The organism is Amycolatopsis sp. NPDC051903 (assembly GCF_044452505.1).
In the GTDB taxonomy this organism is placed as follows: domain Bacteria; phylum Actinomycetota; class Actinomycetes; order Mycobacteriales; family Pseudonocardiaceae; genus Amycolatopsis.
Genome location: NZ_JBITBT010000010.1, coordinates 190,879 through 204,956 on the forward strand (window position 1 = coordinate 190,879; position 14,078 = coordinate 204,956).

The window sequence follows — 14,078 nt, forward strand, 5'->3', positions numbered from 1 at the left end:
CTTCCCTACCCGATCAGCTTAGTGCGCGGTACGTCGAAGATGCCGTGGCACGTGAGCAGGCTCGCGGCCCAGCCGACGGCCGCGGCGAGCAGGATCGGCGGCAGCAGGTCGACGCCGCTCAGCTCCAAGGCGAGGACGACCGCCGTCGCCGGCGCGCGCGAGGCCGCGGCCAGGCACGCCGCCATCCCCGCGGCCGCGCCGCCGGCCATCGGCAGCGCCGAACCCACGGTGGCGCCGACGAACAAAGCCGGCCCGATCGTGCCGACGACGCCGCCCGCGCCCACCGTCAGTCCCGTCGCGACGATCTTCGCCGCTGCCAGGGCCAGTACCGCGCCACCCGGCAACCCGACCCCGGCGGCGTCCGGCACCGCGAGCACGACGAACCCCACAGCCACCCCACCCACCACCGCCCGCACCCACCCCGGCCGGCCCGTCGCCGCCCACAGGAACCACGCCAGCGCCACCCCGAACAACGCAGCCACCGCGGCCCCGAACGGAGACCCCGCCACCACCGCATCGGGCAGCCGCACCGGCTCCCCGGGGAGCGCCCAGCCCACCGCGGCCCCCGACGCGGCGCCCACGACCACCGCTGCGAGCTCCACCCCGGCCAGCCCGTCCACCAGGACTTCGGCGACCAGCACCACCCCCGTCAACGGCGCACCGAACGACGCCGCCACCCCACCCGCGACGGCCGCCGCCGCGACCGGCCGGGACGGCAGCCGCGCCAGCCGGGCCAGCGCCGAACCCAGCGCCGCCGAGATGTGGATGACCGGTCCCTCCGCGCCACCTGAGCCACCGGACCCGAGCATTACGCCCGCGGCCACCCCTTTCACCCCGGCGACCCGACCGCGCACCGCCGCGCCCACCGCAAACGCTTGGCGCACCTGGGAAACGCCACCACCACTGGCATCGGGCACGAGCCGCACCAACCCGACGCACACCAACGCCCCGACCACCGGCGCCAGCACGACCACCACCGTCGGCGCCCCGGACAGGAGCGTCCGCAGCGCCCCGACCGTCTGTCCGAACGCGACAGCCGCGGCGCCGGCGAGCGCTCCCGCCGGCGCCGCGGACGCCACGAGCCACCACACCGCAGTCGGCTCGCGAACGTCCGTCCGCTCAGCGAGAACCACCGGACGACCCATGACGATCCAGCCATGCCCACTCGCCGGCGCAGCAGCGCTCACCGGGCGCCACGCCACCACCAGGCCGCGAAGAACAACCACCACCACACGCCACACCACGGCCAGACCGCCCACGGCGGCTCGCTCAGCGGTCACCAGCGGACCCCACGAAAGCCGGCCATGCGCACTCGCCGGCACCATCGCCGGATCGCCTGCGGCCGCTCGCGCCATGATCACCAACCGACCGACACGAAAGCCCGCCCGCGGACAGCAGCTCGGGCAGCGGCCGCAGACGGACGCCACGCGGAAGCCATCCGGCGGCCACTGAGCGCCACCCCGCGGGTAGCACAGCCGCCGCCAAGCACGACACGAAAGCCCGCCCGCGGGCAACCGCTGGGGCAGCGGCCCACGCGGAAGCCATCCGGCGGCCGCTGAGCGCCGTAGCAGCCGCCGCCAAGCGTGACACAAAAGCCGGCCCGTCGAACGCCCGCGCACGGCAGCCGGAACCGACGCCACGCGGCAATCGCGCAGAAACCACGAGGCACCACACCGTGATCAGGCCGCGAGCAACCGCTGGTGCAGTTCGTGCGAAGCCCGCTCCACGTGGTTGTGCACGAGCTTCCCGTCTGCGATCTCCCACACGGCGGTGCCGCTGAAGGAGATCGGGCGGCCGTCCGGCTCGAGGCCGAACAGGCCGTTGTTGCGGCCGTACACGGTCCACCGCGAGGCGACGCGCGTGCCGTCGTGGTTTTGGAACGATTCGGCGACCTCGAGGCGCAGGTCGTGGACCTGGTGGAGGAACGCGCGGATCCACGTCTTGAAGTTCTCGCGCCCTTCGATGCGCACGCCGGCGTTCGTGATGACGAAGTCTTCGACCACGAAGTCGTCCGCGGCGTCCGCGTTGTGGGCGTTCCAAACCTGGTCCCAGAACGCTTCGACCAAGTCCACCGAGTTCGGCATGGGTTCCTCCCGAGTCATGTTTGACACTGCTGTCAAACATAGCCGGGCCACCGCCGCCGGACACGTGGTTGCGAGGAGCACCACACGAAACCGGCCGGGCACCCACAAGGGGAGCCCGGCCGGTGAAAGCGCCTCAGAGCGAGAACGCGTCCGCGAACTCGTAGCCCTCCAGCAGTTCCCGTGCGGCGACCAGGTACTGGATCGTCGGGGTGCCTTCCTCGAGCCAGTTCAGGCGCGCGTCGCGGTAGAGGCGTTCGATCGGGTACTTGCGGGTGTAGCCGATGCCGCCGTGCACGAGCAGGGCGCGGTCGGTGACGCGGCCGACGGCCTCCAGCCCGAATTGCTTCAGCAGCGACGATTCCGCCGGGATGCGCTGGCCCGCGTCCCACTTGGCCGCGGTGTCGGCGAGCATGCCGCGCAGCGCGTAGACGTCCGCGGCCATCTCCGCGAGATAGCGCTGGATCGCCTGCCGCGACGCGATCGGCTTACCGAACGTCACGCGTTCCTTCGCGAACTTCACCGAAAGCTCCAGCGCGCGCGACGCGGTCCCGAGCGACGAAGCGGCGATGAACACCCGGCTGATCTCCAGCGCCCGCTCCAGGTGCGCGCCACCCTCACCCTCGGCGCCCACGAGCGCCGAAGCCGGCACCCGCACGTCGGTGAAGGTCAGCTCGCCGTGCTCGGCGCCCTTGCAGCCCATGGTCTCCGGCAGCGGCGCGATGGTGAAGCCCGGCGCGTCCCGCGGCACGATGATCGCGGAAACGTCCTTTTCGGACGTCTTCGCGAACACCAGGAAGTGCGACGCGATGTCGGAGTTGGTGATGAGCCACTTGCGGCCGTTGAGCACGTACTCGTCACCGTCGCGCCGCGCAGTCGTCGACAGGTCGGCGCCCGTGCCGTTGCCGGGCTCGGTGAGCGCGAACGCGAGCGACTTCTCCCCCGTCGCCGCGCCCGGCAGGATTTCCTTCTTGTGCTCCTCGCCGCCGAAGTCCGACAGCGCGTGGGCGAAGGAGTTGTGGACGTGCACGACCGCCCGGATGCCGCCCTGGATCTTGGCGAACTCCGCGAGGATCGGCAGGTACTGGGCGATCGACAGGCCCGAGCCGCCGTACTCGCGCGGCACGATCAGCCCGAACGCGCCGCACGAGCGCAGCGCCGGCAGCACCACGTCATACGGCAGGTGCTCGGTGTTCTCGATCTGCTCCTCGAGCGGGTCGAGCTCGTCCCAGATCGTCGCGAAAACGGCGTCGCGCAGCTTGCGGTAGTCGTCTTCGGGCAGGCCAGTGGTCATGATTTCCTCCTTGGTTTCACAACGTCCAGCCGCCGTCGGCGGCGAGTACCGCGCCCGTGCAGAACGTGGCGTCCTCGGCGAGGAACACGGCGGCGCGGGCGATCTCCTCGACGGTCCCGAAGCGGCCGAGCAGGGTGGCGTCGGCGATCTTCTGCCGCGCGCCGTCCGGAATGGCGGCGGTCAGGTCGGTCTCGACGAACCCCGGCGCCAGCACGTTCACGCGCACGCCCCGCGGCGCGAGCTCCTTCGCCAGCGACCGCGCGAAGCCGACCGCCGCTGCCTTCACGCTCGCGTAAGCGGTGTCGCCGGGGAACCCGACGGACCCGACGGCCGAACCGACGAGCACGACGCTCGGGTTCACCCCCTCGACCAGCCACGGGATCGCCGCGCGCACCAGCGCCGCCGTGCTGCGCAGGTTGTCTTCGATCACGCGCCACCAGTCGCCGGGGTCGATGCGGGCGAGCTTGCCGCCCTGCCACACCGCGGCGTTGAGCACGAGCGAGTCGAGCCGGCCCCAGTGCCCGGCGACGCGGTCGACGAGTGCCTCGGCCGTGTCGGGCGCGGCGAGGTCGAACGCCACCGGCAGCACGCGGCCGGGCGCGTCCGCCGCGAGCTTCTCGACGAGGTCACCGCCCGAGCGGGAGGTGCCGGCGACCCGCAAGCCCCGGTCGAGCAGCTGCCGGGCGACGCCGGCGCCGATGCCCCGCGAAGCACCGGTGACCAGGGCAACCCGGCCGTTCGTGGTGTCTTGTGCGTTCATGGGATGAGTGTACCGATCGGTCTGTACGAGAACATGTGAGAAATGTCAGAGCCGCTCGACGATGGTGGCGTTGGCCATGCCGCCCCATTCGCACATGGTCTGCAGCCCGAACCGGGCCCCGCGCTGCTCCAGCGCGCCGACGAGCGTGGTCAGGATCCGCGCGCCGCTCGCGCCCAGCGGGTGGCCGAGCGCGATCGCGCCGCCGTGGACGTTGAGCCGGTCGTGCGCCACCTTCGTCTCACGCTGCCACGCGAGCGGCACCGGCGCGAACGCCTCGTTGACCTCGAACAGGTCGATGTCGTCGAGCCCCAGCCCGGCCCGCTCCAGCACGGCGTGCGTGGCCGGGACGACACCCATCAGCATCACGATCGGGTCGTCGCCCACCACGGCGGTCGTGTGGATGCGGGCGCGCGGGGCCAGCCCGAGCGCCTCGGCCTTCTCCGCGCTCATCAGCAGCACTCCGGCGGCGCCGTCGGTCAGTGGCGACGAGTTGCCCGGCGTGATCTTCCAGTCGATCTCCGGAAACCGGCGCGCGGCGGATTCATCCACAAAGGACGGTCGTAGCCCGGCGAGGCGCTCGGCCGTCGTGGCCGGCCGGACGGTTTCGTCGAAGCCGTGGTCCGGCGCTTCCGCCACGGACACGAAGTCCGGTGCGAACAGCGGCTGCGCGGCGGCGGCCCGGCGGTGCGACTCCGCGGAGAACTCGTCGAGCTCCTCGCGGCTCAGCCCCCACCGCGCGCAGATCAGCTCGGCCGACAGCCCCTGCCCGATCAGGCCACCGCCGGGGAAACGCTCCGCGATGCGGGACCCGAGGTGGTCCGCACCCTGGGTATCGGAGTGCATCGGCACGCGCGACATCGACTCGACGCCGCACGCGATCACGACGTCGGCCGCCCCGGCCCGGATCGCGTGCGCCGCGAAGTGCACAGCCTGCTGGCTCGAACCACACTGGCGGTCGACCGTCGTGGCGGGCACCGACAGCGGGAAGCCCGCGGCGAGCACCGCGCTGCGCGCCGGGTTCACCGCCTGCTCCCCCGCCTTGGTCACGCAGCCGGCGATCACGTCGTCGACGAGCGCCGGGTCGAGGTCGTTGCGGCGCACCAGTTCCGCCAGGACGTCGGCGAGCAGGTGGACGGGGTGGACGTGCGCGAGCGCACCACCCTGCTTGCCCTTGCCGACGGGCGTGCGCAGCACGTCGACGACAACCGCGTCGCGGGGTGAGGTCATGGGTTCCTCCGGGGGTCAGGAGTTCGGGCGGGTGCCGATCGGCAGCCGGTCGGGCAGAGCGGGCACGGGTCCGGCGGTGCGTCCGCCGGGCACGCCGGGAAAGCGGAACGGGAGCGGTTCGCGGCCGGGCTGCACCACCACGACCTCGCCGGGTACGCACGCGACGTGCGCGGCAGCCACCTCGCGGACGGAGACCAGCCGGTCGAGTCCCGGCCGCGCGGCACCCGGCATCGCGGAGTCGCGGAGCCCCGGAGTCGCGGAGTCGCGGAGCCCCGGTACACGGACCCGATCCCCCGCACCCCGAGCGTGGGTGCGTAGCCGCCGGCGTCGAGCGCGTGGTGCGCCCGCGCCGCCGGCTGCCGGTCGGCTACGCGGCCGATGTCGCCGGCGACCGGCGCGCACGTGGGCGTCGTCGTCACGGTTCCTCCCGCCGTGGTCCGTCGTCGGATACGGCGACAATACCTGTATGGACCGGTCGGTACAAGGATGGAGATGAGTGGCTGAATCGGGAAAGAGCGCGAAAACGCGGACGAGGGCCGACCCGGCAGGGGTCAGCCCTCGTTCGTCACGCCGGGATCAGGCGTGGATGCCCTCGATCAGCGCGTCCAGGAACATGTCCGCCACTTCGTCGGGCGTCAGCTCGCCGCCGGGTTCGTACCAGAGGTAGGTGTAGTTCAGCATGCCGAGGATGCCCTTCACGAGCAGGCGCGGCGTCTGGCGCAGCACCTTGGTGCGCACGCCGTTGTCCAGCGCCTGGCGCCAATAACCCTCGTAGCGCTCGCGGGCGGTGATGACGTGGTCGCGCCACTCGCCCGTCAGGGCGGTGTACTCACGGAAGAACACGGCCCACTCGGAGCGGTGCTCGGCGATGTTGCGCAACAGCCCCCGCGCCATCTGCCGCAGCAGCTCCTCGGCCTCGAGGTCTTGGTCGAGGAGCGCTTCGGCGTAGGCGTTCATCGAGTCGACCTGCTGCTTGCTGATCGCGTAGAGCACGGCCTCTTTGCTGCCGATGTAGTGGTAGAGCGCCCCGCGCCCGAGGCCGGCGGCGGAGCCCAGCTCGGCGATCCCGGTGCCGTGGTAGCCGTTCCGGGCGAACAGGCCGGCGGCGATGCCGATCACGCGCGCGCGGTTCGCCTCGAATCCCGTAACCGTCATAGCCGCCTTCACCCCTCGTGGACCGAACGATCCAAGGATATCCGCCGACGGCCCCGCCGGGGCGCCAGGGCGAAGGCACGGCAGGTCGAGCCGCTCGCGGACCGCGCAGGATCCGTCTTCCGCGGCCAGAACCACGCCCCGGCTCCCACGTGGAGCCGGGGCGGCCGGTCACTTCTTCTGCCGCCGGCTGCCGCCGTGCCAGTCTTCCTGCTTGCCGACCTCGCCGGTGCTCACGCCGAAGGACGGGAGCTGCGGGCGTTCGCGCAGGCTGCGCTTCAGCTCGGCGAACCCGGGGAACCGCGACAGGGCCACGACGTGGTCCCACAGCTCCACGGCTTCCTCATCGCTGGGCAGCCGGCTGATCACGGGGCCGAACAGGGCCGTGCCCGTGGGCGGTTCGAAGTGCAGGATCGGCGTGCCGACGTCCTTGCCGGTCAGCGTGAGGGCCACGTCGGTCTCCGCCTGGATCACGGCGTCCCAGGTCTCGTCTTCGAGGGCGTCGGCGTAGGAGGCGGGCAGGTCGCACGCCGCGAGCGCCGTCTCGGCGAGCTGCCGCACACCCCGGTGCACCGCGGCGGCCGTCCCGCCCGGTACGACGTCGCGCTCGAACGTCTCCTGCCCCAGTGTCTCGTAGAACGTGCCGATCGGCCCCGGGCCGTGCTCGCGCCGGACCCGGGCCGCCACGCGCAACAGCTTCAGCCCCGACGTGTGCGATTCGTCGTACTCCGGCGGGAAGTGCGTGTCGTAGTCGAGGTGCGAGTTCAGCAGGCGCAACGAGATGAACCGCCACTCGACCTCGTACGCCTTCTGCCGCGCGACGGTGCGCACCCACTTGCTGGTCATCCACGCGAACGGGCAGACGGGATCGAAGTAGAAGTGCAGATCGGGGTCGCTCATGCGGCCGAGCTTACCCGCCGGCCCCCTTCGTACCACCCGGTCCAGCGCGCCGCGGGATTTATGGACCACGTCACCACTCCATTCGACAGCCGATCCCTACGCTTCCCTGTACCGATCGATTCAAGGAGGCGCCAGGTCTGAACACGTGCGACTGACGGTCGAGGACGGAGTCGAGATCGTCCGGCTCGACCGGCCCCCGGTGAACGCGCTGAACCGGGCCATCCGCGAAGACCTGCTCGCCGTCGCGGAGACGCTGAGCGCCCGCGAAGACGTCCGCGCGTTCGTGGTGCACGGCGGGCCGAGGACGTTCGCCGCGGGCGCCGACGTCCGTGACCAGATCGACCTGCGCAACCCGGGTCTGGCCGAAGAGGCGCGCCGGATCTCGGCGAGCCTGGGTGCGCTCGCGACCGTGCCGAAGCCCAGCGTCAGCGCGATCACCGGCTTCGCGCTCGGCGGCGGCCTCGAAATCGCGGTGAGCACCGACCGGCGCATCGCCGCGGACAACGCGAAGCTCGGCGTGCCCGAGATCCTGCTCGGCGTGATCCCGGGTGGCGGCGGGACGCAGCGCCTCGCCCGGCTCGTCGGCGAGGCCGCAGCGAAGGACCTCGTCTACACCGGGCGGTTCGTCGGCGCCGCGGAAGCACTGGCGATGGGTCTCGTCGACGAGGTCGTGCCCGCGGCCGAGGTCTTCGCCCGCGCGCTCACCTACGCCCGGCAGTTCACCGAAGGCCCGGCGCTCGCGTACGCGGCCGCGAAGAAGGCCATCGAAGGCGGCCTCGACACCGACCTCCGGGCCGGGCTCGACCTCGAGTCAGAGGTGTTCGCGGCCCTGTTCGACACCGAGGACCAGACGATCGGGATGACGTCGTTCCTCGAAAACGGGCCGGGCAAGGCGAAGTTCACCGGCCGCTAGAACACGAGCACGCTCTTGCCCACCGTCCGGCGGGCTTCCAGGTCCACCAGCGCTTGCGCGCCGTCTTCGAAGGGGTAGGTCCGGCCCACGACGGGCCGGATCCGCCCTTCGGCCGCGAACCGCGAGAGCTGCGCACCGACGCGGTGGATGAGGCCGGGGTCGTGGGCGGCGTAGTGACCCCAGGCGACGCCGACGACCGAGATGTTGCGCAGGAGCAAGCGGTTGACGGCGACCTGCGGGATGCGACCCTCGGTGAAGCCGACCACGAGCAGACGGCCACCGGGCCGCAGCAGCCGCAGGCTCTCGTCGAAGCGATCGCCGCCGACGGGGTCGAGGACGACGTCGACGGCACCGAACCGGTCGCGGACTTCGCCCGCCCACCCGCCGGCGAGGAGGACCTCCGTGGCACCGGCCAGGCGGGCGACGTCGGCCTTGGCCGCGTCGCTCACCACCGCCAGCACGCGAGCGCCGAGTGCGAGCGCGACCTGGATCGCGGCCGTGCCGACCCCACCCGCGCCTCCGTGGACGAGCACCGTCTCCCCCGGTTCGAGCCGGCCGCGATCGGCGAGGCCGAAATACGCGGTCTGGTAATTGACCATCAGCGCGACACCGGCGGAGAAATCGACGTTGTCCGGCAAGGGAACGACAGCACGCGCCGGCACTCCGACGGTTTCCGCGAACCCGCCGCCGATGCCGGTGTAGGCGACCACGCGGTCACCCGGCGCGAACCCGGACCCCGGCGCGGCCCGGCGCACGAGCCCGGCGACCTCCAGGCCCGGCGCGAACGGCGGGTCGGGCCGCACCTGGTAGCGCCCCCGCGTGAGCAGCAGATCCGGGAACGTCACACCCGCGGCGCGCACGTCGATGACGACCTCGGCCCCGGCCGGCGGCGCGGGCAGCGTGCCGAGGCGCAGCGCGGCCGGACCGGCGGGCTCGGCGAGCACGAGGGCGCGGACTTCGTCGGTTTTCATGGCGCGACCGTACTTGTTTATACCGATCGGTACAAGCATAATTACCTGCCAGTAGACTTATCCAGACCGATCGGTCCAATGAACGATCGACGGAGGAGGTTGGGCGATGATGCTCGACGAAACCGGCGCGCCGGGCGAAGACGGGCTGGTGCACCGGCTCCCCTGCCCGCGCGTCACCGTCGCGGAGCTCTACGAACGCGCCTACCGCGAGTTCGGCTCGCGGATCGCCGTGCGCGACGGGGAAACCGAGCTCACCTACGGCGAGCTGGGCGACCGAGCGCACCGCATCGCCGGCGGGCTCACGGCGCTGGGCGTGCGGCGCGGCGACCGCGGCGTGCTGCTGCTGAGCAACTGCGCGGAGTTCTTCGAAGCCGAGCACGCCCTGTTCACGGGCGGCTTCGTGCGCACCGCGCTGAGCGTCCGGCTGCACCTGCGCGAAGTGGCGCACATCCTCGACGACTGCACTGCCGCCGTGGTGTTCGCCGACGCCGCCTGGGCCGAACGGCTCGCCGGGATCCGCGGCGAACTGCCGGCGCTGCGCCACGTGGTGACCGTCGCCGGCGGACCGGGCGACACGACGCTCGCCGAACTGCGCGCGCACGACCCGGCACCGCCCGCCCGGCCCGAGGCCGGCGACCCGGCAGCCATCCTCTACACCAGCGGCACGACCGGCCTGCCCAAGGGCGCGACGCTCAGCCACGCCAACTGGGCCGCGATGATCCGCAACGAACTGCTCGAGCTCCCGCCGGGCGCCGACCACGACCTGGTGCTGCACGTCGCGCCGCTGAGCCACCTGAGCGGGTACGTCGCGCCGTCGTACTTCGTGCGCGGCGCGACCCACCTCACGTGCGCGAAGTTCGACGCGGCGACCACTTTGGACCTCGTCGAACGCCACCGCGTGACCATCCTCCCCCTGGTGCCGACGATGCTGAACCTGCTGGTGCTCGCGGCCGAGCAGCGGCCGGGCGACTACTCGTCGCTGCACACCGTCGTCTACGCCGGTTCGCCGATCGCGCCCGACCGGCTCGCCCGCGCCCGCGCGGTGTTCGGCGACGTGTTCGTGCAGTTCTACGGTTTGAGCGAACTGCCGATCCCCATCGCTTGCCTGTCGGCGGCCGACCACGCGTTCGACCCCGGCGCGGGTGTCCCGGCGCGGCTGGCGTCGGCGGGCCGGGTGAGCCCGTTCGTGCAAGTCAAGCTCGTCGACGACGTGGGCGAAGAGGTCGGCCCCGGGGAGATCGGCGAGATCACCGTCCGCGGGGACCAGACGATGATGGGTTACTGGCGCAGGCCCGAGGCGACGGCCGCCGTGCTGAGCCCCGGCGGGTGGGCCGGCACGGGCGACCTCGGCCGCTTCGACGACGAGGGGTACCTGTACATCGTGGACCGCAAGAAGGACCTGGTCGTCACGGGCGGGTTCAACGTCTACCCCACGGAGATCGAGAACGTGGTGTCCACTGTGGCCGGTGTGGCGGAGGTCGCCGTGGTCGGGGTGCCCGACGAAACGTGGGGCGAGGCGCTGAAGGCCATCGTCGTGGTGCGCGAAGGGCACACTGTGACAGCGGACGACGTCGTCGCCGTGTGCGCGGAGCACCTGGCGAGCTACAAGAAGCCGCGTTCGGTCGAGTTCACCGCCGAGCTGCCGAAAACCGGCTCCGGAAAGATCATGCGCCGCCAGCTGCGCGACCGGTACTGGGCGGCCAGCGAGCGCAAGGTCGGCGGCTGACCATCGTGGACGCTGTGGCCGGCCGCAGCGTCCACCTTGTCCACAGCAGACACAGCGAAGCCGGTGCCTCCGCGAGGCACCGGCTTCGTTGCGAGGCTCAGCTGTGCTGCCAGCCCTTGCGCAGCCCATCCCGGTCCACGCGCTGTCCGGCCAGGTAGACGTCCGCGATTCGCCGGGTCGCCGTGATGTCGTGGCGCGGATCGTCGTCGAGCACGATGAAGTCGGCCCGTTTGCCGGCGGTGAGCGAACCGCGATCGGCCAGCCCCAGCAGCTCCGCCGACGTCTCCGTCGCCAGCCGCAGCGCGGTGAGCGGCGACAAGCCCGCCGCCACGAGCGCCTCCAGCTCGCGGTGCTCGGCGAACCCGATGATCTGCGCGAGCAGGCCCGTGTCGGCGGAGAACACCAGCCGCACGCCCGCTTCGGCGAGCTCCACGAGTGTCTTTTCCATGCCGCGGTAGGCCGCGCCGGTGTCGAACAGCGGTTCCGGCGCGTGCTCGCGGATCGTCGCGCGCAGGGTCTCGACGGCCTCGCGCGGCAGGACGTCCGCGAACGCCGGTTCGTCGAGCCAGGCCTCACCCGGCGGCCGCTGGATGGCCATCGACGTGAACACCGCGACGTTGTGGTCCTTCAGCAGCGAGACGAGTTCGGCGTCGGCCCCGGTGCGCGGCAGGTGCGCGATGATGTCCGCACCCGCGCGCACCACGGCCTTCGCCTCTTCGAGCGTGTAGATGTGCGCGGCGACGATCAGCCCGTGGGCGTGGGCTTCGTCGATCACGGCCTCGTAGATCTCCGGGCCCAGCTTCGCTTTGGTGCCGTGGCGGTCGTCGAGCCAGAACTTGACGGCGTCGACCTTCTTCGCGACGAGACCACGCACGTATTCGCGGACCTCGGCCGGGCCGGTCGCTTCGTGCACGACGTCGGCTGCGAAGAACGGGCCGCCGTTGGTGCCGCCGGGCGTCGGCGCAACGATGCCGGCGCCCGCGGTGAACAGCTCGGCGACGTCGCGCTCACCGAGCTTCCCGGCGCGCTGGTCGTCGCGCACGCCGAGCTCGGTGTCGTCGCGGTCGGTGCCGAGCGACTGGAAGGTGCTGACGCCGTAGTAGGCCAGCCGGTGCAGGTGGTCGACCACGTTCGCGCGCGAGTAGTGGTCCGCGTGCGACGTGGTGCCGCGCATGTACCCGATGTGGCCGTGGGGGTTCACGATCGCGGGGATGATCGTCTTGCCCTGCAAGGAGACTGTGGCACCGTCCGAAGTGGTCTCGCCGGTGGTGCCGACCCGCTGGACGACGCCGCCGCGCACCACCAGCGCCGCGTCCTCGACCACCTGGTCGCCGCTGATCAGGCGGGCTCCCGTGTAGACGGTCTCGTCGCTCACGCGCCGGCCTCCTGTCCGCTCGGGACAGCGGCGTAGCGCGCGCTTCGCTGTTCGTATTCGGCGTAGCCCATCGCGGCTTCGAAGGCGTGCTGATCGGTGACGAGGTGCTTCACCCCGGCGACGTCTTGTCCCCCGCGCACCGCGTCGAGCACCGCCGTCACGTTCTTCGACGCCGCGCCGATCACCGTGTACCACAACAGCACGAGGTCGGCGCCGGCGTCGCCGTACTCCGCGATCGTGCTGGACGGTTCGTCGGAGCCCGGCACGTCGAGCAGGTCGCCGGCGACCATCACGGGCACCGGGATCCGGTCGCGCACGCGCTTGAGCTCGGCCGCCGGGATCGCGGGCGCGAACACCAGGTCCGCGCCGGCCGCGGCGTAGGTCTCCAGCCGGCGGACGCAGCCGTCGACGTCGTGCTCGACCCAGGCCGCGTCGGAGCGGGCGATCACGAGGAAGTCGGGGTCGGTGCGGGCGTCGACGGCCGCGCGGACCTTCTGGGCCATCTTGTCGGCCGGCAGCAGCCCGAGCGGGGTCGAAGTGTGCTTGCCGCCGAGGTTGTCCTCGATGTGCACCCCGGCGACGCCCGCGTCCTCGAAGACCTTCACGGCGCGCCAGAGGTTCGCGGCGTCGTAGAAGCCGTTTTCGGCGTCGGCGAGCACCGGCACGTCGACGGCGTCGACGACGCGGCGCGCCTGCTCGGCGATCTCGTTGAGGGTGAGCAGCCCGACGTCGGGCAGCCCGAACGCCGACGCGGCGGCGGCGAAGCTGCCGAGGTACGTGGCGGGGTACCCGGCTTTTTCGACGAGCCGGGCGCTGAGGGCGTCGTAGGCGCCGGGCAGCACGAGCGGCCCCGGCTGGGCGAGGAGGGCCTTGAACGCCTTCCTGCGCGAATGCGGTGTGTTCGGCATGGTTTCCTTCGGTTCAGACCAGGAAGTCGCGGTAGCGGCGCAGCCGCGTGCGGGCGGTTTTCATGTTGTGGCGCTTGAGTTCCTCGGCGCGCCCGGCGTCACCCCCGACGAGGGCGGCGATGATCTCGCGGTGCTCGGCCAGGCTTTCGGCCATGCGCCCGGGTGTCATGAGGATCCGGCGGCGCAGCAGGTGCGCCTGGTCCTGGATGCCGGCCAGGGTCTCGGCGAGGAAATCCTGATCCGCCAGGCGGATCACGGTGTCGCGGTAGCAGTCGATGGCCGCGAGGAACGTCTCGAGGTCGCCGGTGTCGGCGGCCTCGTCGAGCGGGCCGGGCGCGAACAGCTCCCGCAGCCGCGCCCAGTCCTCCGGCTTCGCGTTGGCCGCCGCGAGCCGGGCGGCGAGGCCTTCCAGCACCTCGAGGACGTCGTAGATCTTCTCGAGCCGGTCGGGGTCCACCTTCGCGACCACGGTGCCGACGTTGGGGATCCGCTCCACCAGCTTGCGCGACTCGAGCGCGAGCAGCGCCGAGCGGACGGCGTTGCGGGTCGTGCCGAGCTCTTCGGCCAGCTTCACCTCCGGCAGCCGGCTGCCGGGCGTGAACTCCCCGCGCAGCAGCCGCTCCCGCAGGTGCAGCTCGACCTCTTCGCTCTTCATGACCGGCCCCTTCGCCTTCGGTGCTGCCTCCCAGGTTACGAGCGTGTCGCTTGGATTGTCAACAATGCAAGTGACACTATTGTCGCGTGGCCCTGCTCACGCTCAGGTGCCGCTAG

14 protein-coding genes are annotated in these 14,078 nt (G+C 71.9%); 2 read left to right on the forward strand and 12 right to left on the reverse strand.

From position 1 onward, the window contains the following. Positions 1-5: 5 nt before the first annotated feature. The 8 genes from ACIA77_RS23180 to ACIA77_RS23215 form a co-directional block, all read right to left on the reverse strand. Entirely contained in the window at positions 6-1,280 is a 1,275-nt protein-coding gene (locus tag ACIA77_RS23180; RefSeq protein WP_395888016.1) for a chloride channel protein, read from the reverse strand. A gap of 399 nt (positions 1,281-1,679) precedes the next feature. Beyond that, on the reverse strand, positions 1,680-2,084 hold the full coding sequence (locus ACIA77_RS23185) for an ester cyclase (protein WP_395888017.1): 405 nt from the start codon (positions 2,082-2,084) through the stop codon (positions 1,680-1,682). Between the two features lie 133 nt (positions 2,085-2,217). Continuing rightward, on the reverse strand, positions 2,218-3,375 hold the full coding sequence (locus ACIA77_RS23190; protein WP_395888018.1) for an acyl-CoA dehydrogenase family protein: 1,158 nt from the start codon (positions 3,373-3,375) through the stop codon (positions 2,218-2,220). A 16-nt stretch (positions 3,376-3,391) separates the two neighbouring features. Beyond that, positions 3,392-4,135 (reverse strand): SDR family NAD(P)-dependent oxidoreductase, encoded by a 744-nt coding sequence (locus ACIA77_RS23195; RefSeq protein ID WP_395888019.1) that lies wholly within the window; start codon positions 4,133-4,135, stop codon positions 3,392-3,394. 45 nt (positions 4,136-4,180) lie between these two features. Further along, positions 4,181-5,362, reverse strand: a complete 1,182-nt coding sequence (locus ACIA77_RS23200; protein WP_395888020.1) for a thiolase family protein — start codon at positions 5,360-5,362, stop codon at positions 4,181-4,183. 15 nt (positions 5,363-5,377) lie between these two features. After that, positions 5,378-5,593 (reverse strand): hypothetical protein, encoded by a 216-nt coding sequence (locus ACIA77_RS23205; RefSeq protein WP_395888021.1) that lies wholly within the window; start codon positions 5,591-5,593, stop codon positions 5,378-5,380. A gap of 345 nt (positions 5,594-5,938) precedes the next feature. Continuing rightward, positions 5,939-6,517 carry a TetR/AcrR family transcriptional regulator gene (locus tag ACIA77_RS23210; protein ID WP_395888022.1) on the reverse strand — a complete coding sequence of 193 codons (579 nt, stop codon included), beginning with the start codon at positions 6,515-6,517 and terminating at the stop codon, positions 5,939-5,941. A 168-nt stretch (positions 6,518-6,685) separates the two neighbouring features. After that, positions 6,686-7,414 (reverse strand): DsbA family protein, encoded by a 729-nt coding sequence (locus ACIA77_RS23215; protein WP_395888023.1) that lies wholly within the window; start codon positions 7,412-7,414, stop codon positions 6,686-6,688. A gap of 145 nt (positions 7,415-7,559) precedes the next feature. Here ACIA77_RS23215 and ACIA77_RS23220 point away from each other — a divergent pair, with 145 nt between their 5' ends. Next, positions 7,560-8,327 carry an enoyl-CoA hydratase/isomerase family protein gene (locus ACIA77_RS23220; RefSeq protein ID WP_395888024.1) on the forward strand — a complete coding sequence of 256 codons (768 nt, stop codon included), beginning with the start codon at positions 7,560-7,562 and terminating at the stop codon, positions 8,325-8,327. Here the strand turns inward: ACIA77_RS23220 and ACIA77_RS23225 are convergent. Continuing rightward, positions 8,324-9,298: an NADPH:quinone oxidoreductase family protein gene (locus ACIA77_RS23225; RefSeq protein ID WP_395888025.1), complete on the reverse strand. Its 975-nt coding sequence runs from the start codon at positions 9,296-9,298 to the stop codon at positions 8,324-8,326. The genes ACIA77_RS23220 and ACIA77_RS23225 overlap by 4 nt on opposite strands. 106 nt (positions 9,299-9,404) lie before the next feature. Here ACIA77_RS23225 and ACIA77_RS23230 point away from each other — a divergent pair, with 106 nt between their 5' ends. Then, positions 9,405-11,024, forward strand: a complete 1,620-nt coding sequence (locus ACIA77_RS23230; RefSeq protein ID WP_395888026.1) for a class I adenylate-forming enzyme family protein — start codon at positions 9,405-9,407, stop codon at positions 11,022-11,024. Between the two features lie 97 nt (positions 11,025-11,121). On the opposite strand, the gene ACIA77_RS23235 is transcribed toward ACIA77_RS23230, so the two are convergent. Genes ACIA77_RS23235 through ACIA77_RS23245 form a run of 3 tightly spaced genes read right to left on the reverse strand, consistent with a single transcriptional unit; the run spans position 11,122 to position 13,962 of the window. Continuing rightward, positions 11,122-12,399: an amidohydrolase family protein gene (locus ACIA77_RS23235; protein ID WP_395888027.1), complete on the reverse strand. Its 1,278-nt coding sequence runs from the start codon at positions 12,397-12,399 to the stop codon at positions 11,122-11,124. Then, positions 12,396-13,307, reverse strand: coding sequence for an oxaloacetate decarboxylase (locus tag ACIA77_RS23240; RefSeq protein WP_395888028.1), 912 nt, complete (start codon positions 13,305-13,307; stop codon positions 12,396-12,398). Before ACIA77_RS23240 ends, ACIA77_RS23235 begins: the two co-directional genes overlap by 4 nt. A 13-nt stretch (positions 13,308-13,320) precedes the next feature. Continuing rightward, positions 13,321-13,962 (reverse strand): GntR family transcriptional regulator, encoded by a 642-nt coding sequence (locus ACIA77_RS23245; protein ID WP_395888029.1) that lies wholly within the window; start codon positions 13,960-13,962, stop codon positions 13,321-13,323. Positions 13,963-14,078 lie beyond the last annotated feature (116 nt).